Source organism: Pantoea sp. PvP021 (genome assembly GCF_054056055.1).
This window is the reverse complement of record NZ_JBSRXX010000001.1, coordinates 817257-838580: the sequence shown is the minus strand read 5'-3', so window position 1 is coordinate 838580 and position 21324 is coordinate 817257. Positions and strand designations below refer to the sequence as shown.

Annotated in this window: 24 protein-coding genes; 19 read left to right on the top strand and 5 right to left on the bottom strand. The window is 57.9% G+C overall.

Annotation, left to right across the window (positions count from 1 at the left end; all coding sequences use genetic code 11):
• Positions 1 to 39 precede the first annotated feature (39 nt).
• Together ACVKSX_RS03830 and ACVKSX_RS03825 are read left to right on the top strand one after the other, a co-directional pair.
• Positions 40 to 1026, top strand: coding sequence for an NAD(P)-dependent oxidoreductase (locus tag ACVKSX_RS03830; RefSeq protein ID WP_354438382.1), 987 nt, complete (start codon positions 40 to 42; stop codon positions 1024 to 1026).
• Positions 1023 to 1802, top strand: a complete 780-nt coding sequence (locus tag ACVKSX_RS03825; protein WP_064691298.1) for an AraC family transcriptional regulator — start codon at positions 1023 to 1025, stop codon at positions 1800 to 1802. Before ACVKSX_RS03830 ends, ACVKSX_RS03825 begins: the two co-directional genes overlap by 4 nt.
• Here the strand turns inward: ACVKSX_RS03825 and leuA are convergent.
• On the bottom strand, positions 1723 to 3438 hold the full coding sequence (gene leuA, locus ACVKSX_RS03820; RefSeq protein ID WP_191921246.1) for a 2-isopropylmalate synthase: 1716 nt from the start codon (positions 3436 to 3438) through the stop codon (positions 1723 to 1725). The genes ACVKSX_RS03825 and leuA overlap by 80 nt on opposite strands.
• A gap of 204 nt (positions 3439 to 3642) precedes the next feature.
• On the opposite strand from leuA, the gene ACVKSX_RS03815 reads away from it, so the two are divergent.
• The 17 genes from ACVKSX_RS03815 (at position 3643) to ACVKSX_RS03735 (ending at position 17799) form a co-directional block, all read left to right on the top strand.
• On the top strand, positions 3643 to 4659 hold the full coding sequence (locus tag ACVKSX_RS03815) for a dipeptidase (protein ID WP_236351746.1): 1017 nt from the start codon (positions 3643 to 3645) through the stop codon (positions 4657 to 4659).
• 143 nt (positions 4660 to 4802) lie between these two features.
• The gene (gene pqqA / locus ACVKSX_RS03810; protein ID WP_010245082.1) at positions 4803 to 4874 is read left to right on the top strand and encodes a pyrroloquinoline quinone precursor peptide PqqA; all 72 of its coding nucleotides are present in this window, start codon (positions 4803 to 4805) and stop codon (positions 4872 to 4874) included.
• 54 nt (positions 4875 to 4928) lie between these two features.
• On the top strand, positions 4929 to 5846 hold the full coding sequence (gene pqqB / locus ACVKSX_RS03805) for a pyrroloquinoline quinone biosynthesis protein PqqB (RefSeq protein ID WP_010245077.1): 918 nt from the start codon (positions 4929 to 4931) through the stop codon (positions 5844 to 5846).
• 3 nt (positions 5847 to 5849) lie between these two features.
• On the top strand, positions 5850 to 6605 hold the full coding sequence (gene pqqC / locus ACVKSX_RS03800; RefSeq protein ID WP_010245074.1) for a pyrroloquinoline-quinone synthase PqqC: 756 nt from the start codon (positions 5850 to 5852) through the stop codon (positions 6603 to 6605).
• Between the two features lie 3 nt (positions 6606 to 6608).
• Positions 6609 to 6887: a pyrroloquinoline quinone biosynthesis peptide chaperone PqqD gene (gene pqqD, locus ACVKSX_RS03795; protein ID WP_187512014.1), complete on the top strand. Its 279-nt coding sequence runs from the start codon at positions 6609 to 6611 to the stop codon at positions 6885 to 6887.
• Positions 6850 to 8016, top strand: coding sequence for a pyrroloquinoline quinone biosynthesis protein PqqE (gene pqqE, locus ACVKSX_RS03790; protein WP_435530754.1), 1167 nt, complete (start codon positions 6850 to 6852; stop codon positions 8014 to 8016). The genes pqqD and pqqE overlap by 38 nt, the downstream gene beginning before the upstream one ends.
• Positions 8016 to 10292, top strand: coding sequence for a pyrroloquinoline quinone biosynthesis protein PqqF (gene pqqF, locus ACVKSX_RS03785; protein WP_354438377.1), 2277 nt, complete (start codon positions 8016 to 8018; stop codon positions 10290 to 10292). Before pqqE ends, pqqF begins: the two co-directional genes overlap by 1 nt.
• 114 nt (positions 10293 to 10406) lie before the next feature.
• Positions 10407 to 10991, top strand: a complete 585-nt coding sequence (locus tag ACVKSX_RS03780; protein ID WP_010245067.1) for a YceI family protein — start codon at positions 10407 to 10409, stop codon at positions 10989 to 10991.
• A gap of 458 nt (positions 10992 to 11449) precedes the next feature.
• The gene (locus tag ACVKSX_RS03775; RefSeq protein ID WP_154209948.1) at positions 11450 to 12430 is read left to right on the top strand and encodes a 6-phosphofructokinase; all 981 of its coding nucleotides are present in this window, start codon (positions 11450 to 11452) and stop codon (positions 12428 to 12430) included.
• A gap of 10 nt (positions 12431 to 12440) precedes the next feature.
• Entirely contained in the window at positions 12441 to 12755 is a 315-nt protein-coding gene (locus tag ACVKSX_RS03770) for a PTS sugar transporter subunit IIB (RefSeq protein WP_010245062.1), read from the top strand.
• Positions 12748 to 14115, top strand: a complete 1368-nt coding sequence (locus ACVKSX_RS03765) for a PTS sugar transporter subunit IIC (protein WP_008925155.1) — start codon at positions 12748 to 12750, stop codon at positions 14113 to 14115. Before ACVKSX_RS03770 ends, ACVKSX_RS03765 begins: the two co-directional genes overlap by 8 nt.
• Positions 14102 to 14944: a class II fructose-bisphosphate aldolase gene (locus ACVKSX_RS03760; RefSeq protein ID WP_354438375.1), complete on the top strand. Its 843-nt coding sequence runs from the start codon at positions 14102 to 14104 to the stop codon at positions 14942 to 14944. The genes ACVKSX_RS03765 and ACVKSX_RS03760 overlap by 14 nt, the downstream gene beginning before the upstream one ends.
• Before the next feature lie 95 nt (positions 14945 to 15039).
• On the top strand, positions 15040 to 15309 hold the full coding sequence (locus ACVKSX_RS03755; protein ID WP_010245053.1) for a hypothetical protein: 270 nt from the start codon (positions 15040 to 15042) through the stop codon (positions 15307 to 15309).
• Positions 15310 to 15318: 9 nt separating this feature from the next.
• The gene (locus ACVKSX_RS03750; RefSeq protein ID WP_033779215.1) at positions 15319 to 15756 is read left to right on the top strand and encodes a PTS sugar transporter subunit IIA; all 438 of its coding nucleotides are present in this window, start codon (positions 15319 to 15321) and stop codon (positions 15754 to 15756) included.
• Positions 15753 to 16376 (top strand): AAA family ATPase, encoded by a 624-nt coding sequence (locus ACVKSX_RS03745; protein WP_187500924.1) that lies wholly within the window; start codon positions 15753 to 15755, stop codon positions 16374 to 16376. Before ACVKSX_RS03750 ends, ACVKSX_RS03745 begins: the two co-directional genes overlap by 4 nt.
• Positions 16345 to 16785, top strand: coding sequence for a thiol-disulfide oxidoreductase DCC family protein (locus ACVKSX_RS03740; protein WP_033757591.1), 441 nt, complete (start codon positions 16345 to 16347; stop codon positions 16783 to 16785). Before ACVKSX_RS03745 ends, ACVKSX_RS03740 begins: the two co-directional genes overlap by 32 nt.
• Before the next feature lie 114 nt (positions 16786 to 16899).
• Positions 16900 to 17799 carry a LysR family transcriptional regulator gene (locus ACVKSX_RS03735; RefSeq protein ID WP_010670120.1) on the top strand — a complete coding sequence of 300 codons (900 nt, stop codon included), beginning with the start codon at positions 16900 to 16902 and terminating at the stop codon, positions 17797 to 17799.
• Here the strand turns inward: ACVKSX_RS03735 and ACVKSX_RS03730 are convergent.
• The 4 genes from ACVKSX_RS03730 to ACVKSX_RS03715 form a co-directional block, all read right to left on the bottom strand.
• Positions 17774 to 18583 (bottom strand): molybdate ABC transporter substrate-binding protein, encoded by an 810-nt coding sequence (locus tag ACVKSX_RS03730; protein ID WP_158131710.1) that lies wholly within the window; start codon positions 18581 to 18583, stop codon positions 17774 to 17776. The two genes, ACVKSX_RS03735 and ACVKSX_RS03730, sit on opposite strands and share 26 nt — an antisense overlap.
• Before the next feature lie 10 nt (positions 18584 to 18593).
• The gene (gene tcuC / locus ACVKSX_RS03725; protein WP_088234226.1) at positions 18594 to 19901 is read right to left on the bottom strand and encodes an MFS transporter; all 1308 of its coding nucleotides are present in this window, start codon (positions 19899 to 19901) and stop codon (positions 18594 to 18596) included.
• A 323-nt stretch (positions 19902 to 20224) separates the two neighbouring features.
• The gene (locus tag ACVKSX_RS03720) at positions 20225 to 20935 is read right to left on the bottom strand and encodes an ArsR/SmtB family transcription factor (protein WP_033757596.1); all 711 of its coding nucleotides are present in this window, start codon (positions 20933 to 20935) and stop codon (positions 20225 to 20227) included.
• Between the two features lie 4 nt (positions 20936 to 20939).
• Positions 20940 to 21323: an amino acid-binding protein gene (locus tag ACVKSX_RS03715; protein WP_010245033.1), complete on the bottom strand. Its 384-nt coding sequence runs from the start codon at positions 21321 to 21323 to the stop codon at positions 20940 to 20942.
• Between the last annotated feature and the right edge of the window lies 1 nt (position 21324).

Sequence of the window (21324 nt, the reverse complement as noted above, 5' to 3'; positions counted from 1 at the left end):
GAACCAGGTGGAACAATTTCCGCATATGGTAAGGGTTTGATGCGCTGGGGTACATCGTTTCGGGCTGGATTTTTTCTCTGTTTACCGCCAGGCTGGAATCCATCTTTTGCAGTGATCAGGCGTCCGGTTCACCCGGATGCAGACAAAAAACTCACGGGAGTCAGCATGAAACAACCTGAAGTGGCGGTTCTGGGATTAGGCGCAATGGGGCACGCATTTGCCGCAAACCTGCTGAAAAAAGGCTTTCGCGTTCATGGCTGGAACCGCACCCGCGCGCGCGGCGAAGATCTGCTGGATGCGGGTTTGCAGCTGGCTGACTCGCCAGCCGAGGCGGTGCGTGAAGCAGATGTCGTGATCGCCATGCTGTCTGATGGCGACACCACTGAGCAGGTGCTGCATCAGGTCAAAGAGGCGTTTAAGCAGGGCGCGACGCTCTGCCAGATGGGCACCATCGGCGTAGAAAAAACCGACGCGCTGATCGCCTTTTTCGCAGAAAAACGCCCCGATTTGTTACTGATCGATGCGCCAGTCTCCGGCACCAAAGCACCAGCAGAGAATGCGCAGATTCTGGTGCTGGCCAGCGGCGATCAGAGCCGGGCGCAGGCGGCAGAAGCGGTGTTTGCTGCCATCAGTAAAGGTACCCAGTGGCTGGGTGAGGCGGGAAAAAGCACCCGGATGAAGCTGGTCATCAACAGCTGGCTGATTGGCATGATGCAAAGCCTGGCGGAGAGTACCCGGCTGGCAGAGCAGTTCGGCTTTTCCACCGACGATCTCTGGCAGGTGCTGGAGGGCGGTCCGCTGGCCGCACCGTATGCAAAAATGAAGCTCGGGATGATCGCCAGCGACGACTTCACGCCGCAGATGCATCTGGTCTGGGCGCTGAAAGATGCCCGCCTGGCGCTGGATGCCGCAGAGACGCCGCTGCCGGCGCTGGAGAATATTGCACAGCTCTGGCAGCAGGCGGTGGAGGCCGGACACGGTGAAGAGGACCTGGCGGTGATCTACCGCTACCTGAAGGCGCAATGAGTCAGCAGCATTTTGACTTCAGCACGCGTCCGCTGGTGCCGCTGGCGCACGATTACCTGCACGGTGCCAGCGAACCCTGGCACCAGCACGCCTGTGCCCAGCTGATCCACACCCTGAGCGGCGTGGTAAGGGTAGAGACGGAGTATGGCAGCTGGATTGTGCCGCCGAGTCGCGGCGTCTGGCTGCCCGCATTTACCCGTCATGCGTTGCAGATTACCGGCAGTGTGGCGGCGCGCACGCTGTTTATCGATCCGCTGGCGCGTGCCGATCTGCCCGCCAGTTGTCAGGTGGTGCAAATCTCACCGCTGCTGCGCGAGCTGATTGTCACGGCGCTGAGCCTGCCAGAGCGTTACGCCGCAGGCAGTCGGGCCGAGCGGGTGATGGAGTTGATTCTGGATGAAATCCGCGGCATGGACGTGCTGCCCTTTGCCTTGCCGACGCCCGACAGTCTCCGTTTACAGGCGCTGTGCGAGCTGATTCAGCAGACGCCCGGTGAGAGCTGGACGCTACTGCGAGCCAGCGCCCACCTGAATGTCTCGGGCCGCACTCTGGCCCGCCATTTTATGCGTGAAACCGGCCTGCAGTTCAGCGACTGGGTGCGGCGTGCCCGACTGGCTATCGCCCTGACGCGACTAGCTCAGGGCGACTCCGTGCTGCGGGTGGCGCTGGAGCTGGGCTATGAAAGCCCCAGCGCGTTTAGTGCGATGTTTCGTCGTCTGCTGGGCGTCTCTCCGACGGACTACTTTCCGCCTGCAGAAACTGGCCTGCCGCGCTGAGCAGCGCCTGCAGGGCGGCGCGGGCGGTGTCATTGTCGATACTCACTCCCCAGGCTCGCGCGCCACGGGCATCTACGCAGCTGATATAGGCCACCGAGCGGCTGTCACTGCGTCGTCCCAGCGTATGCTCGTGATAGTCCTCAATGGTCAGATGCAGATCAAACGCGCTGCGCAGGGCATTGACCGCCGCCGACAGCCAGCCGTTGCCGCTGCCGGTCAGCATCAGCGATTGCGTCTGATACACCACGCTGGCGCTAATCTGCGTCTGCCCGCCGCTGTCACTCTGGCTGTCAGCCCGCTGTAAGGCCACCGCGGGCTGCGTTACGCCATACTGGCGGCAGAAGAGCTGCCACAGCGCGTAGTGCGTCATCTCTCCGCCGTGCCGGTCAGTCTCCTGCTGAACACAGCGGCTGAAATCCTGCTGCAGCGCTCGCGGCATTTGTAACCCGTGATTCTGCTCCAGCAGCCAGGCGGCCCCGCTTTTTCCCGACTGGCTGTTAACGCGGATCACCGCCTCATAGCTGCAGCCAATGTCGGCCGGGTCCAATGGCAGGTAGGGCATCTGCCACTCTGTTTCCTGCTGTTCGGCGCGGATGGCGAACCCTTTTTTAATCGCATCCTGATGAGAACCAGAGAAGGCGGTGAAGACCAGCTCGCCCGCATAAGGATGGCGCGGATGAACCGGCAGCTGGTTGCAGCGGGTTACCACTTCAATCACCTCATGCATCTGGCTGAAATCGAGCTGGGGCGAAACGCCCTGGGTATAGAGATTCAGCGCCAGCGTCACCAGATCCACATTGCCGGTGCGTTCACCGTTACCAAACAGACAGCCCTCGACCCGGTCAGCGCCCGCCAGCAGCGCCAGTTCTGCGCAGGCAACGCCGGTGCCGCGATCGTTGTGCGGATGCACGCTGATGCAGACGGCATCACGGCGGCTGAAGTGACGGCAGAAAAACTCAATCTGATCGGCATAAACGTTGGGTGTGTTCACCTCTACCGTGGCGGGGAGGTTAATGATCATCGGGCGCTGGGCGTCCGGTTGCCAGACATCGGATACCGCCTCGCAGATCTCCAGCACAAACTCTGGCTCGGTAAAGCAGAAGGTCTCTGGCGAATATTCAAAGGTCCATTGAGTTTCCGGCTGGGCCTCGCATTCGGCGCGGATCTGCCGTGCACCAGCGGTGGCCAGCGCCACGATTTCCGCTTTGCTCTGTTTAAATACCCGCTCGCGAAACAGCGGCGCGGTGGCGTTATAGAGATGTACGATGGCGCGTGGCACACCCTGCAGCGCCACAAACGTGCGGGCAATCAGGTCCTCCCGCGCCTGAGTCAGCACCTGTAACGTCACATCCTCCGGGATACGCTGCTGCTCAATCAGGTCGCGGACGAAATCGAAATCAGTCTGCGACGCCGAGGGAAAGGCGACCTCGATCTCCCGGAACCCGCAGCGCAGCAGCAGATCCCAGAAGGCCATTTTGCGTTCCCGATCCATCGGTTCTGCCAGCGCCTGATTGCCGTCACGCAAATCGGTGGAGAGCCAGCGCGGCGCCTGGGTCAGCTGGCGTGAGGGCCACTGGCGATCGGGCAGGGCGATCAGCGGGGAGGGACGATATTTATCAGCGGGTCGGGTCAGCATAAGAGTCTCCTGTGGTTTTTTTACCAGTCTGCCGACACGCCTCCGGGTCCGCGCGCGCAGGGCTGACAACCTGACGCGCAAAAGTGACAATACCCAGCATGACCTGCATGACCTGCATGACCTGCGTGGCCCTGCGTGCGCTCTGGTTTGGTGAATCCGCCGGGCAGGGTTAGCATGGTCGCCTGTTTATTTGGGTGGACTCATATGCTGATTTTTGACGGTCACAACGATCTGTTGCTTAACCTCTGGCTGCATCATCGTGATGCGCCCGCGCAGGCGTTTTATCAGGGGATTGAACGGGGCCACCTCGATTTTCCGCGCATTCAGCAGGGCGGGCTCGGCGGCGGGCTGTTTGCAATCTTTGTGCCTCCGCAGGAGTACATTGCCCGCACCGTTCCGGCACGTGCCGACGAGCCGTTTCAACCGCTTCAGATCATGTGGCAACAGCTTGAGATCCTGCAGCAGCTGGCTGATGCGTCAGGCGGGCGGGCGCGACTCTGCCGCAGCCATGACGAGATCGTCGCCTGCCGCGCCGCAGGCGTACTGGCGATGGTGGCACACATCGAAGGTGCTGATGCGCTGGATGAGGAGGGCGAGCAACTGCACGCCTTCTGGCAGGCGGGGGTGCGCAGCATCGGGCCATTCTGGAATCTGGCCAGCCGCTTTGGTGAAGGCGTCAGCGGCACCTTTCCTGGCTCGCCCGACACCGGGCCAGGCCTGACCCGCGCCGGAGAGAGGCTGATTCAGCAGGCGAGTGACCTGAAGATGATGATTGACGTGTCGCATATGAATGCAAAAGCCTTTTGGGACACCGCCCGGCTCTCCAGCGCGCCGCTGGTCGCCAGCCACTCCAACGCGCATGCTCTCTGTCCGCAGCCGCGTAATCTGACGGATGACCAGCTGGTGGCAATCCGCGACAGCGGCGGTCTGGTCGGCATTAATTTCGGCAACGCTTTTCTGCGCGCCGACGGTAAACGCGACGCTGACACGCCATTAACAGAAATTGTTAAGCATTGTGATCACATGTTGAAGATAATGGGCAGCGACCATGTAGCCTTTGGCTCTGATTTCGACGGGATTACCCCACCTGCTGCGCTGGGCGATGTCAGCGGATTGCCGCGATTGCTCGCCGCTTTTCAGGAAGCGGGCTATGATCAGACACTGACAGAGAAACTGGCATGGGGAAACTGGCAGCGGGTTTTACATCTGACCGGGCTGTGATAACAATTTCCTGATGTTCCGGGCTTGATCCCGACGCGCCATTGGCGCAACATCTGCCTGGAAATTGTGACGGCGGTCTCATTCAATGCCGGTCACACTGATTTCAGGCAGCTCATTTACTGTTAACCAAGAGGAAGTAACTCATGTGGAAAAAACCAACTTTCGTTGATATGCGTCTCGGTCTGGAAGTGACTCTCTACATCTCCAACCGTTAATCGTTCTGCCCGCCCTCTGAGCGGGCATTTTTTTTCAACTTCTGGTTTTCCTCTATGTTTATCAAAATCCTCGGTTCAGCCGCGGGCGGCGGGTTTCCGCAGTGGAACTGTAACTGCGCCAACTGCCACGGCGTGCGTAACGGCACGATTCAGGCCCAGGCACGCACGCAATCGTCGATTATCCTCAGCGATAACGGCGAAGATTGGGTGTTATGCAACGCTTCACCCGACATCAGCCAGCAGATCCTGCATACGCCAGAACTGACCCGCAAAGGGGTGTTACGCGGCACGGCGATCGGCGCGATTATCCTTACCGACAGCCAGATCGATCACACCACCGGGCTGCTGAGCCTGCGTGAGGGCTGTCCGCATCAGGTGTGGTGCACGCCGGAAGTGCATGGTGACCTCAGCACCGGCTTCCCGATATTTCCTATGCTCACCCACTGGAATGGCGGCTTACAGCACCGTCCCATTGCGCCACTGACGCCGTTCAGCGTCGATGTCTGTGGTGATCTTCAGTTCACCGCAATTCCGATTATCAGTAATGCACCCCCTTACTCGCCGTATCGCGACCGGCCGCTGCCGGGCCATAACGTGGCGCTGTTTATTGAAAACCGCGCGAATGGCCAGACGCTGCTCTACGCGCCAGGCCTGGGCGAGCCGGATGCGGTGATCCTGCCGTGGCTGCAAAAAGCGGATTGCCTGCTGATTGATGGCACCGTCTGGCAGGATGATGAACTGCTGACTACTGGCGTGGGTCATAACACCGGCAAGGCGATGGGCCATCTGGCACTGGCGGAAGAGCAGGGGCTGATGGCACTGCTGGCGTCGCTGCCGGCAAAACGCAAAATTCTGATCCACATTAACAACACCAATCCGATCCTTAACGAGCAGTCACCGCAGCGTCAGTTTCTGACGGAGCAGGGAATAGAGGTGAGCTGGGACGGAATGGCGATCCACCTTCAGGGCTAAAACATGCAGATCACTGACACGCTGTCGCCGCAGGCTTTTGAACAGGCCCTGCGCGACAAAGGCGCTTACTACCATATCCATCACCCGTATCACATCGCGATGCATAACGGTCAGGCAACGCGCGAGCAGATTCAGGGCTGGGTGGCGAATCGTTTCTATTACCAGACCACCATTCCGCTGAAAGATGCGGCGATCATGGCCAACTGCCCCGATCCGGCTACCCGCCGTAAGTGGGTGCAGCGCATCCTCGACCACGACGGCAGCAACGGCGAAGAGGGCGGCATTGAGGCCTGGCTGCGGCTGGGCGAGGCGGTCGGGCTGACGCGCGAAGAACTACTTTCAGAGCAGCATGTGCTGCCGGGCGTGCGCTTCGCGGTGGATGCATATATTAACTTTGCCCGCCGCGCCAACTGGCAGGAGGCGGCCTGCAGCTCACTCACCGAGCTGTTCGCCCCGCAGATCCACCAGTCACGGCTTGATAGCTGGCCGCAGCACTATCCGTGGATCAAAGAAGAGGGCTATTTCTACTTCCGCAGTCGCCTGGGTCAGGCGAACCGCGATGTGGAACATGGCCTGGCGCTGGCGCTGGAATATTTCACCACCGCTGAGACGCAAAACCGCATGCTGGAAATTTTGCAGTTTAAGCTCGATATTTTATGGAGCATGCTGGACGCCATGACCATGGCATACGAGCTGAAACGTCCGCCTTATCACACCGTGACTGATAAAGCGGCGTGGCACACCACCCGACTGGTATAACAGATGAATGAAAACTCGATTGCCGCGTTTCGTCGCGGCTACCGCATGCAGTGGGAAACCGCCCAGGATACCCATGTGGTGCTCTATCCCGAAGGCATGGCGAAGCTGAACGAAACCGCCGCCGCCATCCTTGAGCTGGTGGATGGCAAGCAGGATATCGCCGCGATTATCGCAACGCTGGATAGCCGTTTTCCGGAAGCGGGCGGCGTGGGTGCAGATGTTTTAGAGTTCCTGCAATCAGCCTATGAACAGAAGTGGATACAGTTCCGTGACCCCGCATAAACCTGACGTGAATCCGCCGCTCTGGCTGCTGGCCGAGCTGACCTATCGCTGTCCGCTGCAGTGTCCCTACTGCTCCAACCCGCTGGATTTCGCCCAGCAGGAGAAGGAGCTGACCACCGAGCAGTGGATTGAGGTGTTTCGTCAGGCGCGGGCGATGGGCAGCGTGCAGCTCGGATTCTCCGGCGGCGAGCCGCTGGTCCGTAAAGATCTGCCGGAGCTCATCAAAGCGGCGCGCGACCTCGGCTTCTACACCAACCTGATCACCTCGGGCATCGGCCTGACGGAGAAGAAGCTGGATGCGTTCAGCGAGGCGGGGCTGGATCATATCCAGATCAGCTTCCAGGCGAGTGACGAAACCCTGAATGCGGCGCTGGCCGGTTCGAAAAAAGCGTTTCAGCAGAAGCTGGAGATGGCGAAAGCGGTGAAAGCCCACGGCTATCCGATGGTGCTGAACTTTGTTCTGCATCGTCATAACATCGACCAGATCGACAGGATCATCGATCTCTGCATTGAGCTGGAAGCGGATGACGTAGAACTGGCGACCTGTCAGTTCTACGGCTGGGCGCAGCTTAACCGTGAAGGCCTGCTGCCCACCCGCGAGCAGATCGCCCGCGCAGAGGCGGTGGTGAAAACCTACCGCGAGCGGATGAGCACCACCGGCAATCTGACCAACCTGCTGTTTGTGACGCCAGACTACTACGAAGAGCGCCCTAAGCCCTGCATGGGTGGCTGGGGCGCCATCTTCCTCAGCGTTACGCCAGAGGGCACCGCGCTGCCGTGTCACAGTGCGCGTCAGCTCCCGGTAGAATTTCCCTCAGTGCTGACGCAAAGTCTGGACGATATCTGGTATAACTCATTCGGCTTCAACCGTTATCGCGGTTTTGACTGGATGCCAGAGCCGTGCCGCTCCTGTGATGAGAAAGAGAAAGATTTTGGCGGCTGTCGCTGTCAGGCTTACATGCTGACCGGCAATGCCGACAACACCGATCCGGTCTGCAGCAAATCACCGCTTCACGGCAAAATCCTTGACGCCCGGCGTGAGGCGGATTGCAGCGACATTAAAATTGGTCAGCTGCAGTTTCGTAACCGCAGCAACTCACAATTGATCTATAAAACACGGAACCTCTGATGAAAACGCGTTGCCTGGAGATAAACGGTCTGACGGTTGAACTGGTGCATCAGCCCGATGCCAGCCAGGCCGCCGCCCTGATTCAGGTGGGCGCGGGGAGTCACGACGAACCCGATCGCTGGCCCGGACTGGCGCATCTGCTGGAACATCTGCTGTTCACCGGCAGCACCGGCTGGCCTGATGAGGGTCGGTTGATGAGCTGGATTCAGACGCAGGGTGGCAGGGTTAATGCCACCACGCTGGCCCGGCGCAGCGCGTTCTTTTTTGAGGTCACGCCGTCGCTGCTGGCTGACGGGCTGGCGCGGCTGCAGGATATGGTCTGCCATCCGCTGCTTGATAATCAGGCAATCGGTCAGGAAGTGGCGGTGATTGATGCGGAATATCAGCTATTGCAGCGTCATCAGCCGTCACGCATTGAAGCGGCACTGCTGCACGCCGCCGCGTCACCTGCGGAATTCCAACGGTTCCATATTGGCAGCCGGGCGAGTTTTGGCGACGAGCTCTCTGCACTGCAGCGGGCGTTGCGCCAGTTCCACCAGCGCTACTACTTCGCCAGCAATATGCGGCTCTGGCTGCAGGGGCCGCACTCACTGGATGAGCTGGAACAGCTGGCGCGTAACGTTGCTGCCGCGCTGCCCTCCGGTCAGTGGCGACAGGATCTGCCACCGCCGCAGCTGACCAGCGATACCTGCTGGCAGCTGGCAGAGACCGCACCTGGGGCGCTATGGCGCAGCTGGATACTGGATAACAGTGACGGTGTCACGTTATGGCGTGAATTTCTGCTGGATGAAGCACCCGGATCGCTGCTGGCTACCCTTCGTGAGCAGGGGCTGGCGGAGTCGCTGGAGCTGAAGTGGATCTATCAGGCGGGAGGCGCGCTCTGGCTGGCGCTGGGCGTTGAAACGCATCAACCCGAAACCGTTAATGTCTTGATCGACCGTTATCTGGATGCACTGCGCCAGACGAATGAGCCACAACATCAACACTACCACCATCTGGCGCAGCAGCGATTTGTGACACTGTCACCGATGGAGCAGTTACGCCAGCGCGCAATCGGCTTTGCGCCAGATGAAGCCGTGCCTGCGTTACAGCCGCTGCTGGCGCGTCTCACCGACGCGCCGGGCACGCTGCTGTTCTGCACGTCGCACCCGGCTGAGGAAACCCTTCAGACGCAGGGATTCAGCCTTGCGCTGACCGCCTGGCAGCCAGCCCCGTCTGAGGCGCTACCTCCGGCGCATTTCACATTCTACCCGTTCGAGACTGCCTTAACGTCTGAGCCGCTGCCCGCACAGGCGGTGGCATTGCCGCATCATCAGCCTGATGACCTGCAGGCGACGCTGATCCTGCGACCAGAGTTCTGGTCAACTTTCACCGAAGCGGCAGGCGAAGCGCTGGGGCGGCGGTTACGTCCGCTGTTTGCCGCGTTGCGTCATCAGGGCGGCAACGGCAGCTGGCAGGAGGTGGAGGGCGTGTGGCAACTGACGCTACAACTGACGCCGGATGAGGCGGTGGCTGACCGGGCGCTGAGCCAGATTGTCGCCGTACTGACGCTGCCGGTTGAGGCGGCGCAGCCTTCTTCGGGGGAAAGCATCGCGATTCGTGCACTGCTGCGGCAGTTGCCCTGGCAGCTGGCCGCCACTATTACGCCACATTGCTGGCGGGCGGCGCTGAAAGGCGGCAACGCGGCACTGCATTCACTGATTGCCCGGCGGCTGAGCGCACTGTCGCTGCCGGTTAACCCTGACACGCCGCCAAAGCGCATGACGACGCAAACCGGTATGACGCGCCTGCCACACAGCAGCGCGGACAATGCTCTGCTGCTGTTTATCCCGCTGCATCGACCTGAACAGCTGGCGGCGCTTCGCGCGCTGGCGCTGATCTACGAGCCGCGCTTTTTCCAGCGCTATCGCGTTGAGCAGCCTATCGGTTATGTGGTGAGCAGCCGCTATATGCGCTGTGCCGATGAAGATGGGGTGCTGTTTGCGCTGCAGTCGCCCGATTACAGCGCGCTGTCACTGCTGCGCTACTGCCGCAACTTCCTGCGGTCACTGAACGAGACGCTGGCGGGTTACGATCTGGCGGCACTGAAAGCGCGTCTTCTGAGCCGGGAAGTGGATCAGCCACTGGCGTGCTTACGCGCTGACAATGGCCTGGCAGAACCGGATGCGGCGCAGATTGAGGCGCTGACACTTGCGGATCTGCAACAGCTTCACCGCACGCTGATTCAGGATCGCCGCCGCTGGCGGGTGCTGTTCACCGGCGGCGAGAATGTGTAGCGCCCGGTATAAAGTTGCTGAATTTATTTGAAAATTACCGACAAATCTCTTCACTGTCTATTCCGGGCGAACTGGACCACACTCAATTCACTTTGTCCGCATAAGGAATTGACCGTGAAAAACTTCAAACGTATTGCACTGCCCCTGTTAGCCGCTGCCACCCTCTACGCCCCGTTGTCTCAGGCTGAGGCGATGCACTACCAGCTGAATCCTGAGCATACGTCGGTGATTGTTGCCTGGAACCACTTCGGCTTCTCTAACCCTACCGCTGATATCCCTGATGCAACCGGTAACCTGGTGTTTGATAAAGATCATCCAGAGGCATCACGCGTTGACGTGACCCTGCCAGTCAGCAAAATCGACAGCCACGTGGCTGCGCTGACCAAAGAATTCAAAGGCGCTGAGTACTTCGACACCGCTAAATATCCGACTGCGACCTTCCACAGCACCAAAGTGGTGGCGAAGGGCGACAATAAATTTGATGTTGAAGGCAACCTGACCCTGAAAGGGATCACCAAGCCAGTTACGCTACACGCGACGCTGAACAAGCAGGGCGAGCATCCGATGGTCAAAAAGCAGGCGATTGGTTTTGATGCCACCGGCACCATCAAGCGTTCTGACTTCAAGCTGGACAAATATGTCCCAGCGGTAAGCGACGAGGTCACTCTGACTCTGTCTACTGAAGCCTACGCCAAGTAAGCTTTTTGGGACGTAGCGGCTTGCTGCTACGCCCCTTATTCGTTTTTTCTGCGCCTTCTTCCCCTCTGAAATCTATTCTGCCCGCCTGTTTATCTGCCATAAAATAATCCAGATATCTCCTCATCAATTATCTTCTGAACGCTTTATCTGGCCCGGAACCGGGAAAAATGAGGCGAAAGTCACAAATTTGCAACAGCACGGAATAAGCCACTCTGTGCCGCTGTGTGGCGAAATAAAATTCAGATGCCTTCTGAACTAACTCATTGATTTATATCGTTTCACTCTAATCGGCCTTCACGCAAATAGTGTGATTTTGATCTCAAAAACCGCCGTTCAGACACCCCTGTCAATAACTCCGCCCAAAAAATACCGCTCGTAACTGTGATCTCCTCTGCAAATAGCAACCCCACGAACCGGAAGAATGGCCCTCAGCAGATTAAGCCAGCGAGGTGAGGGAAATGCGAATTGGAATGGTGATCAGTGGCGGTGATGTAACCGGCATTAATAATTTTGTCTTCCAGTTAGGGCGTCTGACGCAGGCGGAGATCGTGATATTTGATGGTGGCATTCCCGGCCTGCTGGCAAATAACCATCGTGATATCAGCCAGCGTGATCTGCTCGACTTTTCCATCGCCCCGATTCCGGTTATGCAATCGGGACGCACGCAAAAGAAACTGGTGCGCAGCGAATATGAATGTATTGCCCGCCAGCTGAAAAGCGCCCGTATTGACGTATTAATTATGGCGGGCGGTGACGGGTCGCTGCAATTTCTCCATACCCTGTCGGAGTCTGGCGTTAATTGTTTCGGCGTCGGCATGACCATCGATAATGATGTCTTCGGCAGTGATTACACCCTGGGTTTTTCCACCGCCTGCGAGCAGGTATTAAAAGAGGTCGCGAAACTGCGGAATACCGGGCGCGCCTTACCTGGCCGGGTATTTATGCTGGAGTTACTCGGCGGCTACTGCGGCGAATTAACCCTGCAGTCGGCGATTAAATCCAATGCGGACATTGCGCTGATCCCGGAGTGCCAGATTCCTTTGCCACAGCTGGCGCAGCGCATCACCCGGCGGCTGGCAGAGCAGAACAGCGTGATCATTCTCTGTTCAGAAGGCTACACCCGCGAATATTCGCCCGGTTTTCAGGGGGCTATCGACACCTTAATCAAACAGCTTGAGCCGCTTATTGGCGTACGCGTCCGTAAAACTATCCTCGGTTACGGGCTGCGGAATGGTGATCCCACCTGCGAAGAGATTTATCAGGGCACCATTATGGCCAGTGAAGTGGTGCGTTGTATTCAGTCAGGAATGCGGAATAAAGCGGTCATTATTAACGGCAGCAATAAACCGATTCCGATTGATTTAATAAGCATGCAAAAACGCCTGGTCGATATTGACGGGCACCATTACAAACTCGCTAAACAACTCAATATATTGTGAGGAGAAAACCATGCTGAAAATATTATGTGTCTGTGGTTGTGGCTTAGGATCCAGTTTTGCGATTGAGATGAGCGCAAAAGCGGTTTTAAAAAAACTGGAGATTGAGGCCGATATCGATCACACCACCATTTCAGAAGCGAATGCCTTTAAGTCGGACATGATTCTGACGCAAAAAGCCTTTGCCGATGTGTTAAATGCCGACGCCAGTCCGGAACAGATTAAGCGGGTCATTATTCTTAACCGGCTCACCGATAAAGCGGAAATAGAGCAGAAGATCCTGGCCTTTTTAAAAGAACGCAACGTAAAGGTCGCCGCCCATGAATAGTGTGATCGACTTCCTGGTAAAAGATCTGCTGGGGCAGGCGTCTATTCTGATCGCCTTTATTGCCCTGATCGGTCTGCTGCTGCAAAAGAAATCCGCAGGCAAGGTGGTGGAAGGCACCTTTAAAACCCTGCTCGGCTTTTTAATTATGATGGCGGGTATCAATATTATTGTGGGAACCCTGACGTTCCTCAATACCATTTTTACCCACGGCTTTGGCATGCGCGGCTATATCACCGATGTTGCCGCCATTGCCGGGCTGGCTAACCGTGAGCTGGGGTCTGAAGTGGCACTGACGCTGCTGGTGATCTTTATCGTCAATATCATTATCGCGCGACTGACGCCCTTTAAGTACATCTTCCTGACCGGCCAGGCCCTGCTGTGGATGGCGACAATTGGCGCGGTGATTGGCTATAAAGCGGGGCTGACCGGTCTGCCGCTGATCCTGACCGGCGGTATCTTTGGCGGGATCATGGCCGTGGTGATGCCTGCGCTGGCGCAGCCGGTGGTACGACGTATTACCGATTCGGACGACGTTGCCCTGGGTCACTTCTGCACCATTGGTTATCTGGTCACTGCGGCGGTCGCCAAAGTGGTCGGCAAAGGATCGCGATCCACTGAAGATCTGAAGCTGCCCGATAACTTCAAGTTTCTGCAGGATACCTATCTGTCGATGGCGCTGGTGATGGTGCCGATGTACCTGATCCCCGCCGTGGCGGCCGGTCCGGCGTTTATCGCCCAGTACAGCAACGGCATGAACTACCTGATGTACGCCTTTATGCAGTCGATTCAGTTCGTGGCCGGAGTCTTTGTGCTCTACAGCGGCGTTCGTCTATTGCTGAACGAGCTGGTGCCTGCCTTCCGCGGTATCGCCATGCGTGTCGTGCCGGATGCCAAACCGGCGCTGGACTGCCCGGTGATGTTTCCCTATGCCCCGAACGCGGTGATTGTTGGCTTTCTCGCCACCACGCTCGGCTCAATTGTCGGCATGCTCGTCTTCCCGATGTTTGGTCTGGCGATGATCCTGCCTGGCCTGCTGACCAACTTCTTTGCCGGTGGCACCGCCGGGGTATTTGGTAATGCCATGGGCGGACGGCGCGGCGCGATGATCGGCGGCTTCGTCCACGGCCTTTTTATCACCATTCTGCCCGCCATCCTGGTGCCGATGCTGGAGAGCTATGGCTTCACCGGTGTGACCTTCAGTGACTCAGATGTCATCAGTACCGGCCTGGTGCTCGGCCACGCCTTCCAGAATAACTGGCTGTTCGTTGCTCTGTTTATTGCCTTTGTTACCGCGCTTGCCTGGTTTGTTAATGGCAAATCCACAAAACCTCAAGAGGAAAAAATCCATGAAACTTTATAACTTCGCCGATCTGTTACAGCTGGCTAAACAGCGCGACTTTAAAGCGGTGGGTTCTTTTAATCTTCACTGCCTGGAGATGCTGCCCGCCTATTTTAAAGCGGCAGAGAAAACCAATAGTCCGTTAATGATTCAGATCTCCACCGGCACGGCAAAATATCTCGGCCATAAATTACTGGTCGATGCCATTAAATCGCTGTCAGAGAGTATGAATGTCCCGACCTGTCTGCATCTCGATCACTGTTCCGATTTAGCGGCAATTCAGACAGCGATTGATGCCGGATTCAGTTCCGTGATGTATGACGGGTCCCATCTGTCAATTGAGGAGAATATTGCCAACACCCGCCGGGTGATTGATATGGCGCGTCCGCACAATGTTTCGGTAGAAGCGGAGCTGGGCGCGATTGGCGGCTCGGAAGATGGTAAATGTGTGGAGATGGAGGAGATTGCGTTTACGCCGGTGGAAGATGCGCGCCGCTTTGTCGAAGAGACCGGCGTCGATATGCTGGCGATCTCCATCGGCACCGTGCATGGGCTTTACACCGGTAAAGCGCATATTCAGCATCAGCGGCTGGCAGATATCACGGCGGCAACCCACACGCCACTGGTGCTGCACGGCGGCACCGGCGTCAGCGATGAAGATATGCGGCTGGCGGTCAGCAGCGGTATTGAGAAGGTCAATGTCGGCACCGAAATGAATGTTCAGTGGGTGGCGCAGTGCAAATCGACCTTTGAAAAAGGCAAGGTCAATGACAGCGTGCGTAATTTCCTGGTGCCGGCCAATGATGCGGTAACCAGTGTGCTGGTAGAGAAGATGCAATTATTCCGGTAATCGCCCGTTTCGGCATCACCGGCTTATTGCGTCAAACCTTTTATAATTACCTATTAATCTGAGCCACCCCGACATGCTACGGGGCAGGAGAGCCTATGTTTGGATTCTTAAAAAAGTCTCCGGCTGTGGAACAACCCAGCGAGCAGCAGCAGGATCATCTGGCGGAATTAAGTCGCGAGAAAATAACGCAACTGGAGCAGCAGCTGGCTATTAATCCGCGTGATGGCGAAACGCAAAAACAATTAATGCTGGAATATAACCGGGCATTAAGCTTATTTGCGAAAAGCCGTCGCTATCGCAATGAAATTGATGCGCTGTTTGTCAAAATCGATGAATTACGCAATGTGGTTCGCCAGTCGATTTAAGGAGAGCTGATGACGATTAAGCAGTTATTGCAAGAGGCAAACGCCATTCAGATTGGTATCGACGCCACGGACTGGCGTCAGGTTATCGCGCTGGCTGCCGAACCCCTGGTCAGTGGCGGCTATCTCGATGCCTCTTATCCTGATGCGGTCATCGCCAATACGCTGGCCCATGGCGCTTACTACGTGTTTGAGGAGGGGATCGCCATTCCCCATGCGCGACCGGAAGCGGGGGTGATCCGCGACTGTTTCAGTATGATTCTGTTAAATGAGCCGATCTCGTTTGAGGGCAGTGACAAAGCGGACATTGTGATTATGTTTGGCGCGCGTGACAGCAATGCCCATATCGAAGAGGGGATCCGCGCGATTGTGTCGCTGCTGGAGGATGAGGAGACGCTGGTCCGGTTACGTCAGGCCAGCAGTGTCGCGGAGGTCATCGATATCTTATGACGCAAAACATCCCCCCCAAACGCGTGGTGCTGGTTAACGGTATTCCGGCATCGGGTAAAAGCACCCTGACGCGCGTGCTGTCACAACACTTTGGCTGGCCGGTGCTGACGCTCGACAGCCTGAAAGAGCCGTTTATGCACGCTTTTGCGCCGGTCGATCGCCAGCGTAACCGGCAACTGGGCTGCGCGGCCTATCAGGCGATCTGGAACATCGTCGCGCAGGCTCCCGCCAGTCAGATCTGGCTGATCGACGCCTGGTTTGGGTTCCAGCCCCGTACGCTGCTGGAGCAGGGACTGAAACAGGCGGGCGTCGAAGAGGTGCTGGAGCTGTGGCTGAAGATTGAGCCGGAGGTGGCGGTGGCGCGCTACCAGGCGCGGCTGTCACAGCGGCTGCCGGGCCATCCAGGGGCTGAGTATCTGCCGGAGCTGCGCCAGCTGGCACAACAGGCCACTCCGATGGCGCTGGGCCAGGTGTATGAGGTTGATGCCTGCGTTCAGGATCACGCTGCCGTCATTCACTGGCTGCAGCAGCAACTGACCAGAACCCGCTACACTTCAGTTCATCATCAGAGGAGTGAGGAGTTGCAGGATGTCGTCGCCCCCTTATCTGCAAACCGGTGAAAGCGCCGTGCTCTACGACGGCGTCTGTAAGCTGTGCAACGGCTGGGTTCAGTTCCTGCTGCGTCGCCATCTGGCGCGGCAGGTCCGTTTTGCCTCGGTGCAGAGCGAGCAGGGCAAAGCGCTGCTGCGCTGGGCCGGACTGCCGGAAGAGAACATCAGCACCATTGTCTACATTGCCGATAACCAGCACTGGCTGCGGGCGCAGGCGGTGTTCCGCGTGATGCAGCACCTGCCGGCACCCTGGCGCGGGCTGGCGGTGCTGCGCCACTTTCCCGACGCGATCAGTAACTTTGCCTACGACCGTATCGCGTTAAACCGCTATAAGCTGTTTGGGCGTTACAGCGCCCAGCACGCTATCCAACCCGATTATCCCGGACGTTTTCTGCATCAGGTTGATACAGCTCACTAATCTTTAACAGCCAGTCGCAGGTGGCAATGAGATCAATGAGAACAATGATGTTATTGTTATGTCCACCGAATGTTAGATAAATGTGATGCTTTCAGGAAGCGGTAAGAGGGATTTATGCCGGTTAATTTCGATCTAAACGATCTCTACGCGTTTCGCGCGCTGGTGGAGTTTGGCAATTTTCGCCTGGCGGCAGAATCGATCTGCCTCTCACAGTCGGCGCTGAGCCGCAGGATAGATAAGCTGGAAACCTCGCTGGGGATCAAACTGTTTGAGCGTACCACGCGCCGCGTCACGCTGACCCTGAAGGGGCATGCGTTTGCTCAGCGCTCGGATAAGTTGCTGGCTGATTTTGAAGAGGTCATGGCCGATCTCAGTGAGGTGAGCTTAGCACGCACCGGCCTGATCACCGTGGCCTGCGTGCCGTCAGCCGCCTACTACTTTATGCCCAACATCATCCGGCTATTTCAGGCGCGCTATCCCCGCGTACGAGTCAAACTGATCGACAGCAGTGCGGCTAACGTTTATGACGCGGTGATTGGCGGTCAGGCCGACTTTGGCATCAGTTTTTCCAGCCGCTCGCAGCCGGATGTGCATTTCCAGCCGCTGATGGATGATCCCTACGTGGCGGCCTGTCGGCGTGACCATCCTATAGCTGGCAAAAAGAGTCTGAGCTGGCAGGCGTTTTATCAGTATGAATGGGTCGGGCTGGATAAAACCTCCGGCAATCGCAACCTGCTGGATCAGGCGCTGCAGGCGATCATGCCGGAGAAACCCTGTATCTGTGAAACCCGGCACGTCACCACCATGCTGGGGATGGTTGAGGCGGGGCTGGGCATTGCTGCCGTCCCCGCCATGTCGATGCCTGGCTACGATCACGCCCTGCTGATGGCGGTTCCATTGACCGATCCGCAGGTGAAACGCACCGTGGGTCTGCTACGTAAAAATGGCCGGTCGCTGTCGCATATTGCGGGCGAACTGGAGAACCTGATTATTGAACAGTATCAGCGTCTCTGACCGGTTTAGACGCTTTCACGGTGTGCAGTCCGCTGGCGTGCACCGCCTGTTGTGCCTCAGAGGAGGCGAGCCAGCGCAGCAGCTTAGCCGCCTCATCCGGCTGCGCTGACTTGCGCACCACGGCACCGGCGAAGCGGGTGGTGTATTGCAGCTTGTCCGGCAGTTCGCCAATAAAAGTGACGCCCGGCACCGGCAGCAGCTCACTGACCTGCTGAAAGCCGATAGCGTATTTACCGGCCGCGACCTCTGAGGCCACCGGGATGCGCTCAACCTTCACCGCTTTCCCCTTAACCTGATCTTCAATGCCCAGGCGGCTGAACAGCTGGCTGCTGACATACTTACCGCTGGCGCTGTCAGAGTAGGCGATGGAGCTGGCGTTCAGCAGAGCAGTACGCAGCGCGCTTTCGCTGCCGATCTTAACCGGCGTGGCACCCTGTCTGATCACCGCGCCGATGCGGGAGTCCGCCAGCTCAACCCGTGAACCCGGCAGCGTCTCGCCCTGTTTTTGCAGATCGCTTAGCGCATCGCCGACCATAATCACCACATCGGCCGGTTCACCGCGCGCCAGTCGGGCCGGAATCGCCTGCGGGGTTTTGCCCATAGACGGACCGGCGACGGTGTTGATAGTGATCCCTTCACGCTGGGCGAAGCGGGGCGAGAGCGTATCCCACGCGGCTTTAAACCCGCCGGAGATCATCACCGTCAGCTCTTTTGCCTGCGCCGTGGTGCTGCCCGCCACGCTGAACAGCAGAGCAGCGTACAGCGACATCGTTTTCAGTTTCATTTTACGTTCCTCAGCTAACGGTTTCATGGGCAGGTGATACGGCACTGCGTGTACGACGATAGAGATAAAGTGTTGCCCCCAGGGCGCAGACTGCGGCAAAACTCATCCAGTAGCCTGGCGAGGCTTTATCGCCGGTCATCTCAATCAGGCCGGTTGACATCACCGGCGTAAACCCGCCAAACAGCGCAGTTGCCAGGCTATAGGCCAGCGAGAAGCCCGCCACGCGTACTTCCGCTGGCATGATTTCGGTCAGCGCCGGGATCATCGCGCCGTTGTAGAGACCATAGATCATTGAAAGCCACAGCAGCACGCCCAGCATCATCGAGAAGCCCGGTGCGGCGGCCAGCATGCTCAGAGCCGGATAGGTGGTGACGATCGCCAGCAGGGTCATGGCGACCAGCACAGGCTTGCGACCAAAGCGGTCGGAGATCGCACCGCCAATCGGCAGCCAGATAAAGTTCGATACCGCCACCAGCAACGTCACCAGCAGGCTGTCAGAGGCGCTGAGCAGCAGCACTTTCTTGCCAAAGGTCGGCGCGTAAACCGTAATCAGGTAAAACGCAGTCGTGGTCATTGCTACCATCAGCATCCCGGCAATCACCACCTGCCAGTTGGCGAGCAGGATGCGGAACACCTGCTTCACATCGGGATGGCTGCGACGGTTGTTGAACTCCTGGGTCTCTTCCAGCTTGCGACGCAGCACGAAAATAAACGGCACAATCAGGCAGCCAAACAGGAACGGAATGCGCCAGCCCCATTCACGAATGGCGCTCTCTTCCAGCACCGCGTTGAGGATAAAGCCCATCGCCGCCGCCACCATAATCGCGACCTGCTGACTGCCTGACTGCCAGCTGGTGTAGAAGCCCTTGCGGCCTGGTGTGGCAATCTCTGCGAGATAGACCGACACGCCGCCCAGCTCTGCACCGGCGGAGAAGCCCTGCAGCAGCCGACCGATCAGCACCAGCAGCGGCGCCCACAGGCCAATACTCTGGTAAGAGGGGATCAGCACGATCATAAAGGTGCCTGCTGCCATGATGGAGAGCGTGACGATCAGCCCTTTACGACGGCCAACCTTATCGATGTACGCCCCCAGCACTACCGCGCCAATCGGGCGCATCAGGAACCCTGCGCCAAACACGGCAAAGGTCATCATCAGTGAGGCGAACTCACTGCTGGCCGGGAAAAAGGTATGGGCGATATAGGTGGCATAGAAACCGAACAGGAAGAAGTCGAACTGTTCGAGAAAGTTGCCTGAGGTAACACGGAATATTGCGCCAATCCTGGCGCGGTGAGTCATGGGTGAGGTTGTCTGCATCAGTAGCTCCAGTAAGGTATGACGCTTTTTGCCGCGCCTGTCACTGAAGAGTGGATCAGCGCCCGGCGCTAAATAAGTGCAAAAAGGGCATCGATTAATGTGCCAGCCGCATGATTGCCAGGCGTTATCACTTAAAGTGTTTCGCATTCAACAGGTTAAATGGCGGGATGGTTTTTTTGTGCCTGTTAGTGAGCCTGAGAGGAGTTTGCGGAAATGTGACAGATTTCATAAGCGTGTTGCAGGCGAATAGGGGGAATCTGGCTTGTCTGAGGCCATCAGCGCAGAGTCTGGCGGCAAAGAGGGTTCAGAACGCAGGCAGCAAGGCGTCAGGGAAAGGTTATGCCAAAAATCTGATGTAAATGTCGGACGCCCGCTACGGTAAACACCACTTCACGGTAGCCAGGCTGCCGGGTTAGCCAGCCTTGCGTTTCAAAGGCACTCAGCAGCGCTGCACCCGCGTAGCCGCCGAGATGGAACCGGCGCTCACTCCAGTCGAGACAGCCACAGCAGGCTCTGCGGCGTCCGGGCTGTGACAGATCAATCTGCAACGCCGCAAACTGCTGCAGACCCAACAGGGTGACAGCGCTGCCTTCCGGCGTGATCCAGCCCTGTTGCGCCATTGCGGCATAGATCTGCACCGCAATCTCACCGGCCAGATGGTCGTAACAGGTGCGGGCGGAGCGAAGCGATGTTGGGGTGGTGCTCGCCGGCGCGGCAATCCGTCGCCAGGACACGCCCATCATGTTCTCAATCAGCGTAGCGATGTCACTGCCGGTCAGTCGGTAATAACGGTGACGCCCCTGCGCCACGCAGACGATCAAGCCGCTGGTGATCAACCGGTTCAGATGGGCGCTGGCGGTTGAGGGCGCCACGTCGGTGACGGCACTGAGTTCGGTGGCGGTCCAGGCGCGTCCATCCATCAGCGCGGACAGCATCTTCACCCGTGACGGATCGGCCATTGCGGCGGCGACGCCCACAATCGCATTCTCAAGTGCTTCGCTATCGTCAGGTGCGTTATGCGGTTGTGGAGTTGCCATCAGATTACAGTGCCCATTCTGTGGTCAGCCCGGCGGCTGATCGATTGTTATCGGTGATCAGGATCAGCTGGTTAGCGTGATCGCTGTATTGCACCAGGATGTTGATTCCGGCATCGGCAAGGCGTGCAGTGATCGCCCCCAGCTCGCCGGGACGCTGTTGCGGTAACCTGCGAATAAGCGGGACGTTAACTGCCTCGACGGCGATACCTTCTGCTTCAAGCACGGCCCGCGCCCGTTCGCCTTCCTCAACCAGAAAATGAGCGTGGCTCTGTTCACCAAAGGAGAACAGGCCGCCGCCTTCCAGGCCAATCCCATGACGGCCCAGCAGCGTGGTGAGCCGGGAAAGTGTGCCTGGACTATTTTGCAGGATGACATGAATATCGAACATG

Coding starts and splice junctions, on each gene's coding strand:
- ACVKSX_RS03730 (WP_158131710.1), bottom strand. CDS start 18,583: ATGAAACTGAAAACGATGTCGCTGTACGCTGCTCTGCTGTTCAGCGTG.
- pqqD (WP_187512014.1), top strand. CDS start 6,609: ATGAATGAAAACTCGATTGCCGCGTTTCGTCGCGGCTACCGCATGCAG.
- ACVKSX_RS03765 (WP_008925155.1), top strand. CDS start 12,748: ATGAATAGTGTGATCGACTTCCTGGTAAAAGATCTGCTGGGGCAGGCG.
- pqqB (WP_010245077.1), top strand. CDS start 4,929: ATGTTTATCAAAATCCTCGGTTCAGCCGCGGGCGGCGGGTTTCCGCAG.
- pqqF (WP_354438377.1), top strand. CDS start 8,016: ATGAAAACGCGTTGCCTGGAGATAAACGGTCTGACGGTTGAACTGGTG.
- ACVKSX_RS03815 (WP_236351746.1), top strand. CDS start 3,643: ATGCTGATTTTTGACGGTCACAACGATCTGTTGCTTAACCTCTGGCTG.
- ACVKSX_RS03775 (WP_154209948.1), top strand. CDS start 11,450: ATGCGAATTGGAATGGTGATCAGTGGCGGTGATGTAACCGGCATTAAT.
- ACVKSX_RS03740 (WP_033757591.1), top strand. CDS start 16,345: ATGTCGTCGCCCCCTTATCTGCAAACCGGTGAAAGCGCCGTGCTCTAC.
- ACVKSX_RS03760 (WP_354438375.1), top strand. CDS start 14,102: ATGAAACTTTATAACTTCGCCGATCTGTTACAGCTGGCTAAACAGCGC.
- ACVKSX_RS03720 (WP_033757596.1), bottom strand. CDS start 20,935: ATGGCAACTCCACAACCGCATAACGCACCTGACGATAGCGAAGCACTT.
- pqqE (WP_435530754.1), top strand. CDS start 6,850: ATGAACAGAAGTGGATACAGTTCCGTGACCCCGCATAAACCTGACGTG.
- pqqC (WP_010245074.1), top strand. CDS start 5,850: ATGCAGATCACTGACACGCTGTCGCCGCAGGCTTTTGAACAGGCCCTG.
- ACVKSX_RS03750 (WP_033779215.1), top strand. CDS start 15,319: ATGACGATTAAGCAGTTATTGCAAGAGGCAAACGCCATTCAGATTGGT.
- ACVKSX_RS03755 (WP_010245053.1), top strand. CDS start 15,040: ATGTTTGGATTCTTAAAAAAGTCTCCGGCTGTGGAACAACCCAGCGAG.
- ACVKSX_RS03735 (WP_010670120.1), top strand. CDS start 16,900: ATGCCGGTTAATTTCGATCTAAACGATCTCTACGCGTTTCGCGCGCTG.
- leuA (WP_191921246.1), bottom strand. CDS start 3,438: ATGCTGACCCGACCCGCTGATAAATATCGTCCCTCCCCGCTGATCGCC.
- ACVKSX_RS03715 (WP_010245033.1), bottom strand. CDS start 21,323: ATGTTCGATATTCATGTCATCCTGCAAAATAGTCCAGGCACACTTTCC.
- ACVKSX_RS03825 (WP_064691298.1), top strand. CDS start 1,023: ATGAGTCAGCAGCATTTTGACTTCAGCACGCGTCCGCTGGTGCCGCTG.
- ACVKSX_RS03770 (WP_010245062.1), top strand. CDS start 12,441: ATGCTGAAAATATTATGTGTCTGTGGTTGTGGCTTAGGATCCAGTTTT.
- ACVKSX_RS03745 (WP_187500924.1), top strand. CDS start 15,753: ATGACGCAAAACATCCCCCCCAAACGCGTGGTGCTGGTTAACGGTATT.
- ACVKSX_RS03830 (WP_354438382.1), top strand. CDS start 40: ATGCGCTGGGGTACATCGTTTCGGGCTGGATTTTTTCTCTGTTTACCG.